This is a genomic window from Bradyrhizobium sp. HKCCYLS3013 (assembly GCF_051167615.1).
Lineage (GTDB): Bacteria > Pseudomonadota > Alphaproteobacteria > Rhizobiales > Xanthobacteraceae > Bradyrhizobium.
This window is the reverse complement of record NZ_JBNPTK010000004.1, coordinates 123,269-144,772: the sequence shown is the minus strand read 5'-3', so window position 1 is coordinate 144,772 and position 21,504 is coordinate 123,269. Positions and strand designations below refer to the sequence as shown.

At 65.6% G+C, this 21,504-nt stretch carries 18 protein-coding genes and 1 tRNA gene; 15 read left to right on the top strand and 4 right to left on the bottom strand.

All coding sequences use genetic code 11. The annotated features are described in order from the left end of the window. Positions 1-212: 212 nt before the first annotated feature. Positions 213-2,111: an acyltransferase family protein gene (locus ACQR1F_RS09660; protein WP_434912930.1), complete on the top strand. Its 1,899-nt coding sequence runs from the start codon at positions 213-215 to the stop codon at positions 2,109-2,111. Here ACQR1F_RS09660 and ACQR1F_RS09655 read toward each other — a convergent pair. Then, a complete protein-coding gene (locus tag ACQR1F_RS09655; protein WP_434912929.1) occupies positions 2,108-4,009 on the bottom strand; it encodes an acyltransferase family protein in 1,902 nt (633 codons plus the stop codon). The two genes, ACQR1F_RS09660 and ACQR1F_RS09655, sit on opposite strands and share 4 nt — an antisense overlap. Before the next feature lie 372 nt (positions 4,010-4,381). On the opposite strand from ACQR1F_RS09655, the gene ACQR1F_RS09650 reads away from it, so the two are divergent. From ACQR1F_RS09650 to ACQR1F_RS09640, 3 genes are all read left to right on the top strand, one after another. Then, positions 4,382-5,188, top strand: coding sequence for a hypothetical protein (locus ACQR1F_RS09650; RefSeq protein WP_434912928.1), 807 nt, complete (start codon positions 4,382-4,384; stop codon positions 5,186-5,188). A gap of 159 nt (positions 5,189-5,347) precedes the next feature. Continuing rightward, positions 5,348-5,959: a TMEM175 family protein gene (locus ACQR1F_RS09645; RefSeq protein ID WP_434912927.1), complete on the top strand. Its 612-nt coding sequence runs from the start codon at positions 5,348-5,350 to the stop codon at positions 5,957-5,959. 418 nt (positions 5,960-6,377) lie between these two features. Then, positions 6,378-6,451 (top strand) — tRNA-Gly (locus ACQR1F_RS09640). 137 nt (positions 6,452-6,588) lie between these two features. On the opposite strand, the gene ACQR1F_RS09635 is transcribed toward ACQR1F_RS09640, so the two are convergent. Both ACQR1F_RS09635 and ACQR1F_RS09630 read right to left on the bottom strand, forming a co-directional pair. Then, positions 6,589-6,912, bottom strand: coding sequence for a hypothetical protein (locus ACQR1F_RS09635; protein ID WP_434912926.1), 324 nt, complete (start codon positions 6,910-6,912; stop codon positions 6,589-6,591). Between the two features lie 83 nt (positions 6,913-6,995). Further along, positions 6,996-7,952, bottom strand: coding sequence for a LysR family transcriptional regulator (locus ACQR1F_RS09630; protein ID WP_434912925.1), 957 nt, complete (start codon positions 7,950-7,952; stop codon positions 6,996-6,998). A gap of 107 nt (positions 7,953-8,059) precedes the next feature. On the opposite strand from ACQR1F_RS09630, the gene ACQR1F_RS09625 reads away from it, so the two are divergent. From ACQR1F_RS09625 to ACQR1F_RS09590, 8 genes are all read left to right on the top strand, one after another. Beyond that, positions 8,060-8,941 (top strand): NAD(P)-dependent oxidoreductase, encoded by an 882-nt coding sequence (locus ACQR1F_RS09625; RefSeq protein WP_434912924.1) that lies wholly within the window; start codon positions 8,060-8,062, stop codon positions 8,939-8,941. 10 nt (positions 8,942-8,951) lie between these two features. After that, positions 8,952-10,481: an aldehyde dehydrogenase family protein gene (locus tag ACQR1F_RS09620; protein ID WP_434912923.1), complete on the top strand. Its 1,530-nt coding sequence runs from the start codon at positions 8,952-8,954 to the stop codon at positions 10,479-10,481. A 75-nt stretch (positions 10,482-10,556) separates the two neighbouring features. Then, positions 10,557-11,513 carry an N-carbamoyl-D-amino-acid hydrolase gene (locus tag ACQR1F_RS09615; protein ID WP_434912922.1) on the top strand — a complete coding sequence of 319 codons (957 nt, stop codon included), beginning with the start codon at positions 10,557-10,559 and terminating at the stop codon, positions 11,511-11,513. A gap of 225 nt (positions 11,514-11,738) precedes the next feature. Further along, the gene (locus ACQR1F_RS09610; protein WP_434912921.1) at positions 11,739-13,340 is read left to right on the top strand and encodes an ABC transporter substrate-binding protein; all 1,602 of its coding nucleotides are present in this window, start codon (positions 11,739-11,741) and stop codon (positions 13,338-13,340) included. Between the two features lie 12 nt (positions 13,341-13,352). Further along, positions 13,353-14,294, top strand: coding sequence for an ABC transporter permease (locus ACQR1F_RS09605; protein WP_316237714.1), 942 nt, complete (start codon positions 13,353-13,355; stop codon positions 14,292-14,294). Further along, complete coding sequence (locus ACQR1F_RS09600; RefSeq protein ID WP_434884247.1) at positions 14,291-15,208, top strand: ABC transporter permease; 918 nt, start codon at positions 14,291-14,293, stop codon at positions 15,206-15,208. Before ACQR1F_RS09605 ends, ACQR1F_RS09600 begins: the two co-directional genes overlap by 4 nt. A 283-nt stretch (positions 15,209-15,491) precedes the next feature. Next, positions 15,492-16,481 (top strand): ABC transporter ATP-binding protein, encoded by a 990-nt coding sequence (locus ACQR1F_RS09595; RefSeq protein ID WP_434912920.1) that lies wholly within the window; start codon positions 15,492-15,494, stop codon positions 16,479-16,481. Further along, a complete protein-coding gene (locus ACQR1F_RS09590; RefSeq protein WP_315801003.1) occupies positions 16,478-17,452 on the top strand; it encodes an ABC transporter ATP-binding protein in 975 nt (324 codons plus the stop codon). The genes ACQR1F_RS09595 and ACQR1F_RS09590 overlap by 4 nt, the downstream gene beginning before the upstream one ends. A gap of 600 nt (positions 17,453-18,052) precedes the next feature. Here the strand turns inward: ACQR1F_RS09590 and ACQR1F_RS09585 are convergent. Then, positions 18,053-18,460 (bottom strand): hypothetical protein, encoded by a 408-nt coding sequence (locus tag ACQR1F_RS09585; RefSeq protein WP_434912919.1) that lies wholly within the window; start codon positions 18,458-18,460, stop codon positions 18,053-18,055. Positions 18,461-18,831: 371 nt separating this feature from the next. On the opposite strand from ACQR1F_RS09585, the gene ACQR1F_RS09580 reads away from it, so the two are divergent. The 3 genes from ACQR1F_RS09580 (at position 18,832) to ACQR1F_RS09570 (ending at position 21,319) form a co-directional block, all read left to right on the top strand. Then, complete coding sequence (locus ACQR1F_RS09580) at positions 18,832-19,008, top strand: hypothetical protein (RefSeq protein WP_434880624.1); 177 nt, start codon at positions 18,832-18,834, stop codon at positions 19,006-19,008. A gap of 188 nt (positions 19,009-19,196) precedes the next feature. Further along, a complete protein-coding gene (locus tag ACQR1F_RS09575; protein WP_434912918.1) occupies positions 19,197-20,171 on the top strand; it encodes an AraC family transcriptional regulator in 975 nt (324 codons plus the stop codon). Between the two features lie 155 nt (positions 20,172-20,326). Beyond that, positions 20,327-21,319: an AraC family transcriptional regulator gene (locus tag ACQR1F_RS09570; protein WP_316237719.1), complete on the top strand. Its 993-nt coding sequence runs from the start codon at positions 20,327-20,329 to the stop codon at positions 21,317-21,319. The last annotated feature ends 185 nt before the right edge of the window (positions 21,320-21,504 follow it).

Below are 21,504 nucleotides of genomic sequence, written 5' to 3'. Positions count from 1 at the left end.
TCCCTCAGCGCCGCCAGATTGCCGTATTCAAGCCGATCGTTCAACGGATTGCCGAACTTGCGGCCGACTTCGGCAGACCCCCTTCACGTCCGCCACGCCGCCGCCGGCGCGGTGTCATCGGATGGGTCCGATGACGTCATGACTGTTTCCTGCTGTTGCCATCCGTGTCTGCGCAACTCGTCCGCCTCGAGGAATGCGCGGAGTGGACGACATTGGAACGCAGTCATCGGGCTGACATCGATGCCCTCCGGGCGATCGCCGTCGTCATCGTCATCCTCTTCCACCTGAGGATCACCGGCTTCTCGGCCGGCTATGCCGGCGTCGACATCTTCTTCGTCATCTCCGGCTATCTCATCACCGGGCAGATCCTGCGCGATGTCGGCGCCCGGCGCTTCTCGCTGTCGGAGTTCTATCTGCGGCGGGCAAGGCGCATCCTGCCGGCGCTGGTTGTAACCATTGCGGCCACGTTCGCGGTCGGCTGGCTGTTCCTGTCGCCGGAAGCCCTGCGCCAGCTCGCCAAGGAGGCGACGCATGGGCTGCTCTCCATCGCCAACATCCAGTATTGGCGCGAGGCCAGCGCCTATTTCGCGCCGAGCGCGGATGAGTTGCCGCTGCTGCACCTGTGGTCGCTGTCGGCGGAGGTCCAATTCTACGCGCTGGCGCCGCTGCTGCTGATGTGGCTCGGCACGCGCCGACATGTGTTCCGCGCCATTGCCGCGATCGGGTTGTTGTCCCTTGCCGCGGCCGCACTCTGGTCATCGCGCGATCCGGACGCCGTGTTCTTCCTGACGCCATTCCGGGTGTTCGAATTCGCCATCGGCGCGCTCGCCATTCCGCTCGAGGCTCGCCTGGCAGCGTCGCCGCGCGCCCGCTCTCTCGCCGCCGCCTGCGGTGATGTTCTGTTGTTCGGCAGCCTTCTCCTCATCGGCTACTATCAGTCCCAGGCAGGCGTCGCCGCGCTGCTGCCCTGCATCGCCACGGCCGTCATCATTGCGGCCAATGCCCCGACGTCGCTGGTGATGGCTCACCCGGTTCGCGTTGTCGGCGCCGCGTCCTATTCGCTCTATCTCGTGCACTGGCCGGTGATCTTCTTCGTCCGCTTCATCTTCGGCGATGCGGCGCAGACCGCGGCGGGACTGGCAGCGCAGCTCGCGCTGATGGCAGTGCTGACCACGCTGATGTTCGCCATCGTCGAGCGGCCGCTGCGGCGGTTGCCGTGGCCGCGCGTCGCGCAGGTGGCGAGCTTTGCAACGGTGCTTATCGTCGGTGCCGCGCTCACCCACGTCACTTTCCGCGCCAACGGCGTCGTGTCGCGGCTGCCCGACGATCAGCTCGCGCTGTTCCAGCTGCAGGGCTTCGGCCTCAACAAATGCGGCCGCGCCGTCGGCCGGCTGTGCGCGTTCGGCGATCTCGAGGGCACGCGCGGCGTCGAGCTGCTCGGCGATTCCTACGTTCAGCAATATGTCGCCGCGCTCGATGCGACGCTGAAGGCGCGCGGCATGATCGGGCACGTCTCCACCATGAGCGGATGTCCCACCCTCGCGGGGCTCACCGCCGAGGGACCTCGCGCCCAGGTCTGCGTCGAGCTGCGCGACAGCGAGCTGCCGCGGATCCGGCAGTCGCCGGCCGATTTCGTCGTGATCGGGCAGGCATGGCAGCACTATCTCGATCTCGGTGATGGGCCGGCGGCGCGGACCCGCAACGCCGCGGTCGCCGGTCATCTCGCCGAGACTATCCGTCTGCTCGACCGGCCCGGCCGGCATTTCCTCGTCGTCGGCGGCCAGGTCCGTCCGGTGAATTGCGCCTTCGATCAGTTGCGCATGCTGCCGGGGCCGCGCTGGCACGCACCCGCCAAGCCGTGCGATGCCGTGCCGAAGAGCGAGGCGATCGCGACCAACCGCGTGATCGACGCCGTTCTGTCGGAGGCGATCAGGCCGCTCGCCAAGGTGACACTGCTCAGGCCCTCGGAGGTCTATTGCGACCAGGATTGCCCGGTCGTCGAGCATGGCGTGTGGCTGTTCCAGGATGCCGGCCATTTCACCGTGGCCGGGGCCCAGCGCATGGGCGAGCGCGCCGCGCCGGTGTTCGCGAGGTTCCTGTCGGACGACTAGTTGGCGCTGTTCGCCGTCAGTTGCGGCGCGCTTGCGGCCGCGGCCAATGCCGGCGACGCCGCGACGATCCGTGGCCCTGCGAGCTCCGAACCCTGCGCCGTGAGATGGCCACCGTCCCAGGCGAGCGGCGCGCCGTCGGAGGTCTGGAGCACGCAATCTCCGGCCGGGCACAGCAGCGCGAGCAGCGAGACGTAGTCGGTCCGCGCTGAATCCTTCAGCAGAACACGCATGAAGCCGTCGACCTCGCCGAGACCATCCAGCATGTGCCCGTCGGTCGAGACGCCGAAGCGCTTCGCGGCAATCAGCAGATGCGGCAGTGGGCGGTCGAACTGCGGGCTCGGCCCGACCACCACCACCTTGCTGCCGTTGTCCGTGATCGCCTTGATCGTGGCGAGCAGGCTCGCCTGTGCGGCCGGCGTCATCGCGGTGCGCGTCCAATTGCCCGAGAGAACGACGATGTCGGGTGTGAGCTCGCGCACCAGAAGTGGCAGCCGGCGGTTGAAATCCGCACAGGCGGCGGACTGGCCTGCTTCGGCGTGAGGAACGCATTGCGCGAGGCTGGCGCGCAGCAGCGAGGCCTGGGGCAGGGCTCGCTTCAGGCCAGGGATGAGGTGAGCAGCGTGGCTGTCGCCCCACACCAGGATGCGCGGGCGCGGGCCTTTGGCAAGGCACGACGGCTGCAACGCCTCGAAGGTCTGGCCCGGATCGAGGAAGCAGGTGCCGCTCTCATAGGCGGACTTATGATCGTAGCTGATGAATTCCGCCAGCGTCCGCTCCTGCGGCGAGAAGCGGGCGGGAAATCCGGCAAGCCCGATGATCGCGAGTGAGGCCAGCAGCACGACCGATGCGCTCGCGACCAGCGCGTGCGCCGTGACCGGCGACTGCGCGCGCCTCGCCGGCTGCTCGATCAGATAGAAGCTCGTCAGCGCCATCGCGGTGCAGGCGCCGAGCAGCGCCAGCTTGTGCTGAATAGAGCTCGGCGGACCCCAGACCGCCGTCGCCAGCGAGACGACGGGCCAGTGCCAGAGATAGAGCGAGTAGGACCACAGCCCGACCGCGATCATCGGTTTGACCGCGGTCAGCACGGCCTTGCTCGGGGACGGATTGGCCCAGATCACGGCGGCGGCGCCGAGGCACGGCAGCAGCGCGGCCGTGCCGGGATAGGGCGTGTGCGGCGAGAACAGGTTGACGGCGGCGCCGAGCGCGATCCAGCCCAGTGCGGCCACAGTGATCCTGAGCCACTGGCTGTGCGGCGCCGGCAGGGCTTCCACGGCCAGCAGCGCGCCCAGCGCGAGCTCCCAGACCCGGGCCGGCAACAGAAAGAACGCGGCGGCGGGCTGCAGCCGGGTCTGGATCAAGCAGAGCAGGAACGAGGTCGCGCAAAGCCCGGCGAAGCTCGCAAGCATCAGCGGCCGCCGCAGCGCGAAGGCGGCGAGCGCCAGCATGGGAAACAGCAGATAGTACTGCTCCTCGACCCCGAGCGACCAGGTGTGCAGCAGCGGCTTGGTGATGGCGGCGGCGTCGAAATAGCCCTGCTGCGACCACAGCAGGATGTTGGAGCAGAAGACGAGCACGGCCAGCGCCTGTTGCGCCACCGACACCGCGTCCCCAGGCAACAGGATCACGCTGGCGGCGAGCAGGGTCACGCACAGCATCGCCAGGGCCGCCGGCAGGATGCGCCGGGCACGGCGCCGGTAGAACGCCGCGAACGAGAACGTTCCGGTCTGCACCTCCGCATGAATGATCCGCGTGATCAGGAAGCCCGAGATGACGAAGAAGATGTCGACGCCGACATAGCCGCTGCGAAACGGCGAGATGTCGTAGTGGAACGCGATCACCGAGATCACTGCGAAGCCGCGCAGGCAGTCGATGTCGGGACGATAGCCGGTTGCGCTCAAGGGTTCTGTCCGGACGCTCGCATCTGGCGGCGGCCGTCAATTCCCGACGGTCACTGCACGCAGGCGACCCTGGTAGGCTCCGATTGCAACCGCATTGAGGGATTCCTGCGGCACCGTTGGTCGTGCAAACAGGACACAATGCCATCGAATTGAGATCGCAGCGGGAATCCGCGGCTTGCCTTCACAGACTTGCCTCAATGGCGTGATGGCCTTGCCGGAGTTCATGCGTCGAGCGAGCGTGTCATGCGTACATTGGGGCAGAAGGCCGGCCGGGCCGGATTGTTGTGCGGCGTTGTTCTATTTCAGGTTGTGGTTGGCGTTTCGCTTGCGCGAAGCGCCGAGCCCGGCGGCTCCTCACCACCCGCAGGCGAGGTGGCCAAGGATCAGGGCAAGGAGAGCGGGCCGTTCGGCGGATGCGAGCCGATCGGGTTGACGGCATCGGGCGAGCTGGTGTTCCCGCTGGACTGCAAGAAGCTGATCAAGAAGCCGGTCGAGGCGCCCGTCGCCGAGGACAAGACCCCAGCCGACGACAAGACCGCGTCGGTCGATCCCGCGCCATCCGTTCCGAGCCAGGCGGCCAGCGCCGACATTCCGGCCGGTCCCGAGGTCAAGCCTGCCGCGGCTGCGGAAGCGGTTGCGACGATACCCACCGCGTCGGCTGAGCCGAAGCAGGCCGCAGTTACGGACAAGCAGGATGCGGTTCAGAAGGCTGCGGCAGCAGAGCCAGTCGCCGGCAAGCCTTCCCTGACCAAGCCGTCCGTGAAATCGCCATCGATGGCGGCGCCAGCGACCAAGCCGCCCTCTGCCAAGTCGTCCTCTGCCAAGCCGTCCTCTCCCAGAACGGCCGCGGCCAATCCGCCCGCGACGACGCCATCCCCAGCCGGGGCATCATCGGCCAAGCCGTCATCCGGCAAGGCGGCCCAGGCGCAGGCCGTTGTGGTTGCCGCCAGGGATGCAGCGGTCAAGGATGCCGGCAGGACATCGCGGATGGTCGCCAGCCGGCCGATGATCGTGATGGCAAGGCCTGCCACCGCAACCCCGACCTCGGGCCGGCTGCAGGCGGAGGGCAGGCCGCGACTGCGCACCGCGGGACTGCCGGCCTGCGTCCAATTCCGCAGCTACAATCCGGCGACGCACAGCTATCGCGGCTTCGATGGCCACACCTATGCCTGCCGGTGAGCGCTGACGCTCGAGGGCCGGTGGTCTGGAGGCCGGCGGCGAGTGACGTGACGGCCTGCCGCCCAAGGGCGGCAGCGAAGTCGAGCAGCGCGGCGCCGGAGCTGCTATAGAACCGGAGTCCTCATCTCCGTCCCTCGCCGCGGTTGCTTCCGATTCGACATGGCAGAGCCTCAGTCCGACCTGTTCGAGATGCGCCGGCTGGAATCGCTCTCCAACACCATCTTCGGTGTTGCGATGACGCTTCTCGCCTACGACCTGCCGAAGCCCAATTTCGCGCATATGCCCGGTTGGATCGACCTGGTGCACACCTATTCCGGGCGGCTCGCCGGGCTGGTCCTCAGCTTCATCATCGCCGGCGTGTTCTGGATCAGCCACCACCGGCGGCTGGCCCGGCAGCCGTTCGCGGGCCGGCCCGTGGTCATCCTGAATCTGTTCTTCCTGTTGTCGATCGTGCTGCTGCCGGTGACCAACGGGCTCTACGGCGGCTACAGGCTGAGCAGCGCGGTGGCCGTCCTCTATGGCCTGCATCTGACGATCATTGCGTCGCTGAACGCCGCGCTGTGGTGGCTCGCGCTTCCCGGTGGCCGCCATGCCGAAATCGCCGGCGCGATCTTTCCCGTGATCGTGTTCGTGCCGGGCATCGTCATCGCGGCGATTGCCCCGGAGTACGTGCAGTATTTCTGGATGCTCGGCTTCGGCGGCTTCCTGGCGCGGCGGTTCGTCCGCAGCCCGCCGGCGGCGCTGGCCGGCGAGCAGGCGGAACTGCCGTAAAAAACGCGGCGGGCCGTGAGACCCGCCGCGCTTCCGTTCTTGAACTCGCTGGTCCAGGGCCGAGACCGCCCCGTTGCCGAGCCGCGATGGCGCTGAAACGCTGACGAATCACGCGCTCACACGTCGCTCATGAAGAGCCGCTCAGCGGGCGATCCCAGCGAGGTGACAGCGCTTGGTGAAAGACACTGGATCACCTCCTTTCGTTGTTGATGGTGACCGGAATATAGGACGGTCCGGGCCGCGAGGGTAGGGGGGCCGACTACGGAACCCACCAGCGCCGTCGCGCTGCGCCGCGGCTCGGGGCGCGGATCCCGCTCGATTCCAGCCGTTCCAACCGCGGATCCCGATGCATCCGCATCCAAACGCCATGGCGAAGAGGTTGAGAGCCGCCGCGGACCATGTTAGGGAACGCCCCGATGCGGGTGTAGCTCAATGGTAGAGCAGCAGCCTTCCAAGCTGAATACGAGGGTTCGATTCCCTTCACCCGCTCCAAGGCTTCCGCGGCCACTCCGTCATCCGACCAGAAGCGATCCTCGTCATGGGGCGCTCACGCGATGTCGCAGTCCCAATCTTCTGGGGACGTCGGTTTCCCTGGTCGTCGGTGCAGACTCCCCAGCCGGTCCGGCCGATCAGTCGCAAGCGACGCGATTGCCCATCCGCCGGCACGTCCTGCCGTCGCTGAAATAGGTCGTGTTTCCGATCGTATGCGCCGACGTGCCATCGCTGTAGTAGGTGTGATTGCCGATCTGCTGCGAGCTGCTGCCGTCGTTGTTGTAGGTGAAGCGCCCGATCTGCTGCGACGAGGAGCCGTCGTTCCAATAGGTACTGTTGCCGATCCGCTGCCCCGACGTCCCGTCGTCGCACAGGATCTGGTTGCCGATGAGCTGGCAGGTCTCGGCCTGAGCTGCTGTCGCCGCCGACAGGCCGAAAGCGATCGCGAGAACGTGGCGCATGAGATCGACTCCCGAAATTGCAACATCCAATCTCAACCCCTGTGCCAGCGCAACCGGAAACGATCCGTGATGATCGGCGCGGATCAACGTCCGGCGCCGCGTGTCCTGGTCTTGCCGGCGGCTCCGCCGACCCGGAACGCCCGCATCTGGCCGCTGAGAAAGCGCAGCAGATGGCTGGCGGCATGCGGCAGCTCGCGGCCGCGCCGGGTGATGACGCAGGCTTCGCTCGACGACAGCAGGCGGTTGTCGACCGGCACCGCGGCGAGCGAGCCGTCGGCAAGATCGGCGGCGATCGCGAAGGCGGGCAGGAGCGTCAGGCCGAGGCCGCCCTTGACGAAGTGGCGGAGCACGTTGATCGAGCTGGTGGTGAGCTTCGGCGACAGAGCGATGCGCTCGGCGGCCTCCGCCATCGCCACGACCTGACGCGTGCCGTAGCTTGCATGCATCAGGCCGAGCGGGTGGTCGGCGAGCTCGCGCAGGCGCAAGGGACGGCCGAGCCGCGCCAGCGCGTGATCCGGCGGCATGATCGCGCAGAGCGGTTGGCGGCTCGCGGTGGCGATCCGGATGCGCGGATCGGCTGATGGATTGAACACCAGGCCGATGTGATGGCGATCCTCGGCAACGGCATTGACGACCTCGTTGGTGCCGGCGAGGTCGAACGACATCGTGAGGTCGGGATGGCGCTGCCAGAACCGGCTGAGCGGGCCGGACATGAGATCGCTGACGAAACCCTCGCCGAGCACGATGTCGACATGGCCGCGCTTGAGGCCCTGCAATTCGCGCAGCTTGGCGACGGTGTCGGCCTGGTCGGCCTGCCATTGCCGGAAGCGCTCGACCAGCAGCGCGCCGGCCGCGGTGGCGCGGATGCCGCGGCTGAGGCGCTCGAGCAAAGTGAGGCCGAGCTCGTTCTCCAGCAGCGCGATCTGCCGGCTGATCACCGACGCGTTGACGTCGAGCGCTTCGGCGGCGGCGCGCACCGAGCCGAGGCGGATCGTCTCGTGCAGATAATGCAGGCGGTGGTGATCGAGCAGGGCGGACATGGCTTCCGACAGCGTTGACTTGAAGTCAACACTAGCGGCGGGCGGCGCTGATGTCTGCTCCGGAATCGTGCGGCTACGCTGCCGAGGCAAATCTGGCAGGAGGCATCGTGACCGCTGTTGGCATCATCGGACTTGGCAACATGGGGCGCGGTATGGCGCTGACGCTGAAGGGCGCGGGCTTTGCCGTCACCGGCTACGACACGCTGGCCGCGACGCGCGCGGCGCTGGCGGCCGAGGGCATTGTGGTTGTCGACGGCATCGCCAGCGTGATCGCCGCCGCCGACATCGTGATCCTGTCGCTGCCGACCGCCGGCATCGTCGCCGATGTCGTGGAAGGCGCCGGCGGTATCCTCGCGCATGCCAGGCCCGGCGTCGTCATCGTCGACACCTCGACCTCGCATCCCGAGACCTCGCGCCGGCTGGCGGAGCTGCTCAAGGCGCGCGGCATGGGCTTCGTCGATGCGCCGGTCAGCGGCGGGCCGAAGGGCGCAGCTGCAGGCACCATGACCATGGTGATCGGCGCCGACGGCGATGATCTTGCGCGCGTGCTGCCGGTGCTGGAGCGGATGAGCGCCAAGCGCGTCCATGTCGGCGGCGTCGGCGCCGGCAACGTTGCCAAGATCGTCAACAATCTGCTCTGCGCCGCCCATCTGCTGACCGCCGCGGAGGCGCTGCGCATCGCTGATGCGGCGGGTGTCGATGCCGGGCGGCTGCTCGAAGGCCTGAATGCCGGCTCCGGCCGCTCCGGCGTCACGCTCGTCAACGTGCCCAATTGGATTCTCAACGGCGCCTTCGATTCCGGCTTCACCATGCAGTTGATGCGCAAGGACGTCAGGCTCGCGGCGCAGTTCATCGGTGAGCTCGGACTGTCGCTGCCGATCGCAAGCGATACCGCGCGCATCTGGGCCGACAGCGCCGCGAGCATCGCCGACGCCGATGATTTCAACCGCATCGTCGAGCTGCAGCTCGGCCCGATGCCGAAGCCGTGAGCGTACCGCCATGACTCATTTCATCGATCCCCGCCTGCGCGCCGCAGCGCTGCCGTTCTGGCCGGATCTGAAAGCCGTCGGCTCCCATGTCGGCGGCGACGTCATCGTCGGCGAAGGCGCGACGGTCTCGGTCAACGATCCCGCCACCGGCCGATTGCTGTTCACCTATGCCGATGCCGGCGCCAACGTGGCGGCCAAGGCGGCTGCTGTCGCGGCAGCGGGGCAGGCGGAATGGGCGAAGCTCACCGCCGCGGGCCGCGGCCGCGTGATGCAGGCGGTGGCGCGGGCGATCCTCGCCGCAGCCGAGCCGCTGGCGCATCTGGAAGCGCTGTCCGCCGGCAAGCCGATTCGCGACACCAGGGGCGAGGTCGCCAAGGTCGCGGAGATGTTCGAGTACTATGCCGGCTGGGCCGACAAATTCCACGGCGACGTCATCCCGGTGCCGTCGAGCCATCTCAACTACACGCGCCGTGAGCCGATGGGCGTGGTGCTGCAGATCACGCCGTGGAACGCGCCGGTCTTCACCGCGGGTTGGCAGATCGCACCGGCGATCAGCATGGGCAACGCCGTGCTGCTGAAGCCGTCGGAGCTGACGCCGCTGACCTCGCTGGCGCTGGCGGGGATCGCCGAACGCGCCGGATTGCCGAAGGGCGTCGTCAACGTGCTCGCGGGTCTCGGCCACACCACGGGGCAGGCGGCGCTGGCGCAGCCCGCCGTGAAGAAGGTCGTGTTCGTCGGCTCGGTGCCGACGGGGCGGCTGATCGGCGAGGCCGCGGCGCGCAGGCTGCTGCCGTCGGTGCTCGAGCTCGGCGGCAAGTCGGCCAACATCGTGTTCGCCGATGCGGACCTCGAACGCGCCGCCATCGGCGCGCAGGCCGCGATCTTCGGCGGTGCCGGCCAGAGCTGCGTCGCCGGCTCCAGGCTGCTGGTGCAGAGCGCGGTCTATGACTGCTTCGTCGATCTGGTCGCGCAAGGTGCTACGAAGATCAGATGCGGCGATCCGCTGTCGGCGGAGACCGAGATCGGGCCGATCAACAACGCCAGGCAATATGACCACGTGCTGTCGCTGATCCGCGAGGGCGCCGCCGAGGGCGCGGAGATCGTCACCGGCGCGAGCGGCGGCGTGGGCGAGGGCGGATATTTCGTCAGGCCGACCGTGCTCAAGAACGTCACCAACGCCATGGGCATCGCGCGCAAGGAGGTGTTCGGACCCGTCGTCGCCGCGATCCGTTTCGATACCGAGGCGGAGGCGATCGCGATCGCCAATGACAGCGAGTTCGGCCTCGCGGGCGCGGTGTGGACCAGGGACGTCGCGCGCGCGCATCGCGTCGCAGCACAGGTCAAGGCCGGCACGTTCTGGATCAATGCGTACAAGACCATCAACGTCGCTTCGCCGTTCGGCGGCTACAACAACAGCGGCCATGGCCGCTCCTCCGGCATCGAGGCGCTGTACGAATACACGCAGGTGAAGAGCGTGTGGGTCGAGACCGCGGCCGAGCCGGCGGTGGCGTTCGGCTACGCGCCGGGCTTGCGCGACTGAGCAAGCATGGCATGATCGGTGCAAGAGCTGCGCGCCACGGAACGACCACTTAGTTCCGAAATAAGGAACGGAAACATGCCGCGCTTCGTCAACGTCGCCATTGGTCAGCTCGGCCCGATTGCCAAGAGCGAAACACGGACCGCGGTGGTTGCGCGACTGATGGCGTTGATGCGGCAGGCGCACGCCAATGGCTGCGACCTGATCGTCTATCCCGAGCTCGCGCTGACGACGTTCTTCCCGCGCTGGTACATGGCCGATCAGGCCGAGATCGATCAATATTTCGAGCGCGAGATGCCGGGGCCGGAGACGCAGGTCTTGTTCTCGCTCGCGAGGGATCTGCGGATCGGCTTCTGCCTGGGCTATGCCGAGCTCGCAGTCGAGGACGGCATCGTGCACCGCTACAACACCGCCATTCTCGTCGACAAGACAGGCACCATCGTCTCGAAATATCGCAAGGTGCATCTGCCGGGGCATGCCGAGCACGAGCCGTGGCGCAAGTTCCAGCATCTGGAAAAGCGCTATTTCGAACCAGGCAAGAGCTTTGGCGTCGCCGGCGCCTTTGGCGGCGTCATCGGCATGGCGATCTGCAACGACCGCCGCTGGCCCGAGACCTATCGCGTGATGGGCCTGCAGGGCGTCGAGATGGTGCTGATCGGCTACAACACGCCGGTGCATAATCCGCCGGCGCCGGAGCATGACGACCTTTCGCTGTTTCACAACCGCCTCGTGATGCAGTCGGGTGCCTATCAGAACGGCACCTGGGTGATTGGCGTCGCCAAGGGCGGCGTCGAGGAGGGCATCGACCACATCGCCGGCAGCTGCATCATCGCCCCTTCAGGCGAGATCGTCGCGGCCTGCGCCACCAAGGGCGACGAGATCGCGCTGGCACGCTGTGACCTCGATTTGTGCAGATCCTACAAGCAGACGATCTTCAACTTCGACGTCCATCGCCAGCCGCACGCTTACGGCATGATCGTCGAGCGCAAGGGCGAGACGCTGATGGCCGACGGCTCGCCGGTGCGGAAGGCATGATGCGTTCGGCAATCGCGCGCAAGTCCGTAGCCCGCATGAGCGCAGCGACATGCGGGTTCACACGAGGAGTCTCGGAGAACCCGGGGTCGCTGCGCTCGCCCGGGCTTCGATAGGCTTGCGCCCCATGCCTCATTTGCGTTCAAATGAACGCGCTCCACACGCGTGGCATGGGCCTTGCTTACAATTTCGGCAATTGAACTTGGGCATGTTGCATCAGGAGAGAACATGGATCGCAGAACGGTATTGAAGGGATTGGCGGGCGCGGGTGGTCTGGCGCTGACGGGATTTGCGGCGCCGGCGATCGCCCAAGGCGCTGCCGCACGCACCTTGCGTTTTGTGCCACAGGCCAATCTCGCCAATTTCGATCCGATCTGGGGCACCCAATATGTCGTGCGCAACGCAGCCGCGATGGTGTGGGATACGCTGTACGGCATCGACGATCAGTTCGTGCCGCAGCGCCAGATGGTGGAATCGGAGGAGGTGTCCTCCGACGGCCTGACCTGGACCTTCAAGCTGCGTCCCGGCCTGAAATTCCACGACGGCGAGCCGGTGCTTGCCAAGGACGTCGTCGCGAGCCTCACGCGCTGGTCGGCGCGCGACCCGATGGGCCTGATGCTCAAGGCGATCCAGAGCGAGCTCACCGCGGTCGACGACAAGACCTTCAAATGGGTGCTGAAGCAGCCTTATCCGAAGATGCTGTTCGCGCTCGGCAAGGGCAACGCGCCGTGCGCCTTCATCATGCCCGAGCGCATCGCGCAGACCGATCCGTTCAAGCAGATGTCCGAATATATCGGCTCCGGCCCGTTCAAGTTCGTCAAGGGCGAATGGGTGCCAGGCGCCAAGGCGGTGTTCGAGAAGTTCACCGACTACGTGCCGCGCCAGGAGAAGCCGGTGTGGCTCGCCGGCGGCAAGCAGGTGCTGGTCGATCGCGTCGAATGGGTGATCATGCCGGACCCCGCGACCGCCGCTGCGGCGCTGCAGAACGGCGAGGTCGACTGGTGGGAGAACCCGATCACCGATCTCGTGCCGGTGCTGAAGGGCAACAAGAACATCGGCGTCGACATCGGCGATCCCCTCGGCAATGTCGGTGCGTTCCGCATCAACCATCTGTATCCGCCGTTCAACAACGTGAAGGCGCGCCAGGCCATCCTGATGGCGATGAGCCAGGAGGACTACATGCGCGCGCTGGTCGGCGACGACAATGCGCTGTGGAAGCCGCTGCCGGGCGTGTTCACACCCGGCACGCCGCTCTACACCGAGGAGGGCGGTGACATCCTGAAGGGCAAGCGCGACTTGGCGAAAGCCAAGAAGCTGCTGGAGGAGGCCGGCTACAAGGGCGAACCGATCACCTGCCTCGTCGCGCAGGATCAGCCGATCACGAAGGCGTTCGGCGACGTCACCGCGGATCTTCTCAAGAAGCTCGGCATGAACGTGGATTTCGTCGCGACCGATTGGGGGACGGTCGGCGCGCGCCGGGCGCTGAAGACGCCGCCCGCGCAGGGCGGCTGGCACATGTTCCACACCTGGCACGCCGGCGCCGACTGCATCAACCCGGCCGCCTACAACGCGTTACGCGCCAATGGCGACAAGGCGTGGTTCGGCTGGCCGAACAGCGAGCCGGTGGAGAAGGAGATCACCAACTGGTTCAACGCCAAGTCGCTGGACGAGGAGAAGACCGTCGCCGCGCGCATCAACAAGGCCGCGCTCGACGACGTCGTGTTCGCGCCGACCGGCTTCTTCCTCGGCTACACCGCGTGGCGCAAGACCGTCTCCGGCGTGACCAAGGGGCCGATCCCGCTGTTCTGGGGCGTGTCGAAGACCGCATAGGCACTGACATCCATGCTCGCTTATGCGCTCCGACGCGTGCTGTCGACCTTGCCGGTGATGGCGATCGTCGCGCTGTTCGTCTTCAGCCTGCTCTACATCGCGCCGGGCGATCCGGCCGTGGTGATCGCGGGCGACCAGGCGAGCCCGGCCGATGTCGAGCGCATCCGCGCCAATCTCGGACTGGACCAGCCCTTCCTGGTCCAGTTCGGAAGCTGGGTGTGGCGCCTGCTGCACTTTGATCTGGGCACCTCGATCTTCACCAATCTCCCGGTGGCTTCGATGATCGCCCAGCGCATCGAGCCGACCTTGTCGCTGATGATGGTGACGCTGTGTCTCACCATCGTCATCGCCGTGCCGCTCGGCGTTATCGCGGCGTGGAAGGCCGGCACCTGGATCGACCGGATCATCATGGCGTTCGCCGTGTTCGGCTTCTCGGTGCCGGTGTTCGTGGTCGGCTACATCCTCGCCTATGTCTTTGCGCTGAAGTTCGATTGGCTGCCGGTGCAGGGCTACACGCCGCTCGCCCAGGGATTCTGGCCGTGGCTGCAGAACCTGATCCTGCCGGCGGTCGCGCTCGGCTGCGTCTACATCGCGCTGATCGCGCGCATCACCCGCGCCGCGATGCTCGAAGTGCTGCAGCAGGACTACATCCGCACCGCCCGCGCCAAGGGCTTGGGGCAGGGCGGCATCCTGTTCATTCACGCGCTGAAGAACGCCGCTGTGCCGATCGTCACCGTGGTCGGCATCGGCATCGCGCTCCTGATCGGCGGCGCCGTCGTCACGGAGAGCGTGTTCGCCATTCCCGGCCTCGGCCGGCTCACCATCGATGCCATCCTGCGCCGTGACTATCCGGTGATCCAGGGCATCGTGCTGTTGTTCAGCTTCGTCTACGTGCTCGTCAATCTCCTGATCGACATCACCTACACCCTGGTCGACCCGAGGATCCGCTATTGACCGTCACGACATCAACATCGCCGCCGCCGGGCCTCGTCCTCGCGCCTGTTCTGCCGGACCTGATGGTCGCGCCAAAGATCCGGCGCGGCGCCATCGGCTTCCTGCGCAACCATCCGACGGTCGCGATCGGCGGCGCGCTGCTGTTGCTGCTCGTCATCATCGGCGTGTTCGCGCCGTTCCTGTTCACCGTCGATCCGACCGCGATCGCGCCGGCCAAGCGCACGCGGTTGCCGTCGGCGGATTTCTGGTTCGGCACCGATGCGCTGGGACGCGACGTCTATTCGCGCGTGCTCTATGGCACCCGGGTCTCACTCACGGTCGGGCTGTCGGTGGCGCTGGCGGCGTCGCTGATCGGGCTCACGATCGGTCTCGTCGCCGGCTTCCTGCGCTGGGCCGACGGCGTGCTGATGCGCTGCATGGACGGGCTGATGTCGATCCCGCCGATCCTGCTCGCGGTGGCGCTGATGGCGCTCACGCGCGGCAGCGTCGGCAATGTCATCCTCGCCATCACCATCGCCGAGATCCCGCGCGTGGCCCGGCTCGTCCGCGGCGTCGTGTTGAGCTTGCGCGAGCAGCCTTATGTCGATGGCGCGGTTGCCTCGGGCACGCGCACGCCGATGGTCATCCTGCGCCACATCCTGCCGAACACCATGGCGCCGATGCTGGTGCAGGCGACCTACATCTGCGCCAGCGCGATGATCACCGAGGCGATCCTGTCCTTCATCGGCGCCGGCACGCCGCCCACCATCCCGTCCTGGGGCAACATCATGGCCGAGGGCCGCGCGCTGTGGCAGGTCAAGCCCTACATCGTGTTCTTCCCGGCCGCGTTCCTGTCGGTGACCGTGCTCGCCGTCAACCTCGTTGGCGACGGCCTGCGCGACGCGCTCGATCCGCGCATGGCCAAATCACCATGAGCAGCGGAGTGAGGCGGGCGAGCCACGAGGTCCGAGCAGGGGCCTGGCCCTTCGAGACACCCGCCTTCGGCGGGCTCCTCAGGGTGAGGGGTGGGAGCATTTCACATGGCAACGCTGCTCATCGCCGATGTGCAGCACCGGCCTCGGCGCTAACGCCTCATGGTGAGGAGCGCCGCGCCGAGTTGGTCGTGATATTCGGCAGTCGCAATGCGCGACGCGTCTCGAACCATGAGGCCCCTATGTCTCCGCATGAGGCCCCAAACCGCGGCCGGGAGCCGATCTGATGCCGCTGCTCGAGGTCGAGAACCTCCAGGTCCATTTCCGTACGCCGACCGGCATCAACCGTGCCGTCGACGGCGTCTCCTTCCACGTCAACCCGGGCGAGACGCTCGCCATCGTCGGCGAATCCGGCTGCGGCAAGTCCGTCACCTCGATGTCGATGATGCGGCTGATTCCGGAGCCGCCGGGCAAGATCGCGGGCTCGATTCTGCTCGAGGGCCGGGACATCCTGACGCTGTCCGACCGCGAGATGCGTCAGCTCCGCGGCAACGACATCTCGATGATCTTCCAGGAGCCGATGACCAGCCTCAACCCGGTGCTGACCGTCGGCCGCCAGATCGGCGAGACTCTGCGGCTGCACCAGGGGCTCGACCAGGCGCAGGCCGAGGCGCGCGCGGTGGAGATGCTGACGCTGGTCGGAATCCCTGAGCCGGCACGGCGCGTGCGCGAATATCCACATCAGCTCTCGGGCGGCATGCGCCAGCGCGTGATGATCGCGATGGCGTTGGCCTGCAATCCAAAGCTCCTGATCGCGGATGAGCCGACCACCGCGCTCGACGTCACCATCCAGGCGCAGATCCTCAAGCTGATGCTGGAGCTGAAGCAGCGCGTCGGCGCCGCGATCATCCTGATCACCCATGATCTCGGCGTCGTCGCCGAGGTCGCCGAGCGCGTGATGGTGATGTATGCCGGGCGCAAGGTCGAGGAGGCGCCGGTGAAGGAGCTGTTCCGCACCCCCCGCCACCCCTACACGCAGGGCCTGCTCGGCGCGCTGCCCAAGCTCGGCTCGTCGCTGTCGGGCGAGACGAAACGCCTCGCCGAGATTCCTGGCCAAGTGCCGGATTTGAAGCAGCGCATCGAAGGCTGCGTGTTCGCCGGCCGCTGCGCGCTCGCGACCGACCTGTGCCGTCAATATGCGCCGGGGCTGGAGCAGAAGGCCGCGCGCCACATCGCCGCCTGTCATTTCGCCGCCAAGGAGCAGGCCGCCGCATGACCATGCCGCTGCTCCAGGTCAACGACCTCAAGAAGCACTTCCCGATCTCCAGCGGGCTGTTCGGCCGCAGCAAGAGCAAGGTGCATGCGGTCGACGGCGTGTCATTCGAGATCGCGCGCGGCGAGACGCTCTCCCTGGTCGGCGAATCCGGCTGCGGCAAGTCGACGGTCGGCCGCGCCATCCTGCGGCTGTTCGACGTCACCGCCGGCCAGATCGTGCTTGACGGCCAGCGCATCGACGATCTTCCCCCGGGCAGCCTGCGCGAGATGCGCCGCCGCGTCCAGGTCGTGTTCCAGGATCCGTTCTCCAGCCTCAATCCGCGGATGCGGATCCGCGACATCCTGGCCGAGCCGATCAACAATTTCGGCCTCGCGAAGACCGCCGCGGAGCGCGACGCGCGCATCGCCGAGCTGATGGAGATCGTCCGGCTGCCGCGCGACGCCGTGAACCGCCGGCCGCACGAATTCTCCGGCGGCCAGCGCCAGCGCATCGGCATTGCACGGGCGCTCGCCGCCAAGCCCGATCTCATCGTCTGCGACGAGGCGGTGTCCGCGCTCGACGTCTCCGTCAAGGCGCAGATCGTCAACCTGCTGCAGGATCTGCAGCGCGAGTTCGGCCTGGCGCTGCTGTTCATCAGCCACGACCTCGCGATCGTCGAGCACATGACGCACCGCGTGGCGGTGATGTATCTCGGCAAGATCGTCGAGATGGCGCCAAGGCGGCAGATCTTTGCCACACCGGGTCATCCCTACACCAAGGCGCTGCTGTCAGCCGTGCCCATTCCCGAACCCGGCGCCGAGCGCACACCGATCATCCTCAAGGGCGACGTTCCGAGCCCGGTCAACCCGCCCAAAGGCTGCCGCTTCAACACCCGCTGCCCCCTGGCCTTCGACCGCTGCCGCGTAGAGGCTCCCGAGCTGCGGCTGAAAGGCGAGGACCAGTGGGTGGCGTGCCATTTGGAGAATGTGTAGTTACGTCCTTGCGCAGGATTGGCAAAGCGGCCGCCGAAGGCGGCGGCGTGCTCACTAAGCAGGTGCAATGACAGCTTGATGCACGACCGCCGCGCCAATCACGGAGGAGAGACGGTGCGTTTCTCATGCGGATCTCGGTGCGGCGCGTAGCCCGCATGAGCGACAGCCGGCCCGTGGGACACGTCGGCGCCAGCCGACGTGCGGGGCCTCACGTGTCGTGTCGGTGAACCGGGATGTCGCTGCGCCCATCCGCGCTACGTGGCGACTGAACGAAACTTCGATGGCACGCAACATCGCTGCGCCGCGCGCCGTCGCTGCCCATCATGTTTTGAGGAACGGTATCGCAGCCGCGCCCGGTTGCGACCAGGCATCGGCTCACCGGGTACGGCTCTCGCCAGCTTTAGGCTGCAAGCGACCGATTGAATCTCGTCCAACAGAACGTCGCAAAGCGCGATCTGCGACAACAGGTCGGCCTCTAGGGACTGGCACGACGTCGGCCGATCGAGGCGCAGCTTTGCTGTGCGGATTCTACTTAGCGATTTCAATACTGCAGGATTGGACAGGTCGCCGCCTCGAATATTGGTCATCTTTGCACCACGACTACACCAGATCCGCCGCGGCAGGACCGATTTGGTTCGATGCAATCGGTATGCCGCAAATTGGGGCGGGAGCGGACGACGCAACCTTGCGGTATCCTCCGGCGTCTGCAAAGCAGCGGCCAGGGACATCAATTGGCGGTTTACAGTCGTTTTCGAATTTGGAAATTGGCACGGTGTATGCTGGCCTCTGTACGGGTGCTTTGTTGTTGAGTTGACGCGTTGCTTGCCAGATCGGCAACTTATCGCTTTTGGTCGAGCGATTGGCGATCTGCTGATAACGTATTGCAGTGGTGCCAGATTGGAAGATGGTCGCTGTGCCCGGCAAGGGGATGGCATGGTGTACTGCCACTGAACTGGTAATGCCTACAAGATAAGTGATAGAATGCAACGTGACCGTCTTGATAAGCATGACAGGACTCACTCCATACGGACTCATATCGACAGGCGTGTGGACGTTGCCAGGTTCGCGTTGTGACGAAGTCATAAGTCCATCGTCTCGGTGACCTGCTTCGCAAGATCGGGTATCTCAAGCGTCCAGCGTCGACGGTTGGGCGGCGCTTGTCTTGCTCTGCTGATCCCATTGCGCCTCAAAGCCGTCGAGCAGGTGGCGAGCGAGACCGGCTTGAGCTTGAGAGCCAATCATGAGGACTGTGTCCCATGGGAAGTGTGTCAGTGTTCCGAACATCATCGTCTCCCGAAAGTGCCGCGGTTCTCAGCTTGTTCGGGTCACGTTCACCCTTGGCTGCCGCTGCCAGGATGCGCGCAGCGAGCTTTGACTTCATGGTGGAGTTCTGCTCGGCCTTTGCCGCCACGTTCGCCTCCTCGCTTGCCGCCGCATTCTGGAGAGACGGCCGCCTTGCCCCTCTCAACGAGATTGAAGCGCGTCGCGCGGCGATTCTGAAGTCATTCTCAAGTCCAAACTCTGCAAACATCGCTCAGGATTTGCTGCATCATTAGCCAATTACCGCCTTCAAAATAACATGCGATAAATCGGGGACGTGATCGAACTGTTGCGCCCTGCCGCCGGCCGCCCGACGGGAGCTTTTCCGATGTTGACTTGGATCAGTCCGGAAGACTTGCGCTCCAGTATTTTGACACGAGCCTTATAAGCGAGGACTGATCCTTCGATGGACTTGGAGCGATCCGTGAGCCCGCTGAGCCGCGCTCCCGTCATTCGTACAGACGATCCGGAGGCGATGGAGCACGCGTTGCGGACGGTCTACGGGGCAACCGGATTCGCAGTCACCAACGCTGATGAATTCCAGGGGGTTGGCAACTATCTTCAGCTCGGGAGCATCGGTCTCGGCTTTTGTGCATATAGCGGGGCAAGGTCGCTCGTCGAGTTCCCGGAGAGCGACTTCGCGCGCCTGCAAATCGGCCTCAAAGGCAGCGCTTTGACCGTTCTAAATCGCACGGCGATCGCAATAAACGAGCGGCAGTCCTGCATAGTTGCGCCGGGCGAAGCCAACAAGATTATGTTCGAGCCAGGTTATGAGCAGCTCATTCTTCGAATAAGCGCGAGGGCGTTGGAGCAGACATTGACGATGCTGCTCGGTGCAAAGCCAGCCGGTGTTCTCAAGTTTGATCCCATTGCCGCAGCGGTTCAGCCGAACGCTCTGGTCTTGCGCGATCTGGCGATGTTCCTCGCTCATCAGTTGGATGCGGCGGCGACAGAGCTGCCACGCACGGTGCTCGTCGAACTGGAGCAGGCTCTCATCGTTTCCTTCCTGTCGGCTCACCGCCACAATTTCAGCGAGCTGTTGAAGAGAGGCGAAAGAGATGTCACCCCGCGGATCGTTCGACTGGCCGAGGAATATATCGAGGCCTCTTGGGACCGCGCCATCACGATCGAGGGGCTGGCTTCGCAGACGGGCGTCAGCGTCCGCGCGCTCTATGCTGCGTTCAAGAAGAGCCGCGGATATTCGCCGATGGCGTTTGCGAAGACGGTGCGATTGCGTCGGGCAAAACAGATGCTCTCGGGGCCAAATCAGCGTACCTCCGTCTCTGCAGTCGCCTTCAATTGCGGCTTCGGAAATCTCGGACACTTCGCAAGAGACTATCGCGACATGTTCGGTGAGCTTCCATCCGAAACTCTGTCGCGCGGGCGGCGCGCCGCCTAGCTCGCCTGACAGACGCGTCGGCGACACCATTCTCAAGAGCGCTGGGGCGGCCTCAAAAGCTATATCGGCCTTCACGAAGATCGAGTTGCGACACCGCGCCGCTGACCGGGTTTTTCCCAGGTTTGAGTTCGGTCAATCTGAGATACTATCTTTGGATGAACCTTGACCGATCCGTAAGCCTGCTGAGCCGCGCTCCCGTCATTCGTACAGACGATCCGGAGGCGATGGAGCACGCGTTGCGTACGGTCTATGGGGCAACTGGCTTCGCAGTCACCAACGCAAATGAATTCCAGGGGGTAGGAAACTACCTTCAGCTTGCGAATATCGGCCTTGGCTTCTGTGCATATGGTGGGGGAAGGTCGGTCGTAAAGTTCCCGGAGAGCGACTTCGCGCGCCTGCAAATTGGCCTCAAAGGCAGCGCTTTGACCGTCCTAAATCGCACGGCGGTCGCGATAACCGAGCGGCAGTCCTGCATAGTTGCGCCGGGCGAAGCCAACAGGATTGTGTTCGAGCCAGGTTATGAGCAGCTCATTCTTCGAATAAGCGCGAGGGCGTTGGAGCAGACACTGACGACGCTGCTCGGTGCAAAGCCGGCCGGTGTTCTCAAGTTTGATCCGATTGCCGCGGCGTTGCAGCCGAACGCTCTGGTCCTGCGCGATCTGGCGATGTTCCTCGCTCATCAGTTGGATGCGACGGCGACAGAGCTGCCACGCGCGGTCCTCGTCGAACTGGAGCAGGCTCTCATCGTTTCCTTCCTGTCGGCTCACCGCCACAATTTCAGCGAGCTGTTGGAGAGAGCCGAAAAGGACGTCGTGCCGCGGATCGTTCGGCTGGCCGAGGAATATATCGAGGCCTCTTGGGACCGCGCCATCACGATCGAGGGGCTGGCTTCGCAGACGGGCGTCAGCGTCCGCGCGCTCTATGCTGCGTTCAAGAAGAGCCGCGGATATTCGCCGATGGCGTTTGCGAAAACGGTGCGATTGCGACAGGCAAAGCAGATGCTCGAGGGGCCCAATCAGCGTACCTCCGTCTCTGCAGTCGCCTTCGATTGCGGCTTCGGAAATCTCGGACACTTCGCAAGAGACTATCGCGACATGTTCGGTGAGCTTCCATCCGAAACTCTGTCGCGCGGGCGGCGCGCCGCCTAGCTCGCCTGTCAGAAGCGCCGGCCAGGACCATCCCAAGAGCGCAAGAGCAGTGAGGCAGCAACGCGCGGCAGGCAGGTTGTGCCCGGCGACGGGTGCTGACGATGTCCGCTATTCGCGGACAGGCTAAGCCTCCGTGCTGCGTCTGGAGGCAAAAGCGAACGAACTGCGACATTACAGGTGACGTG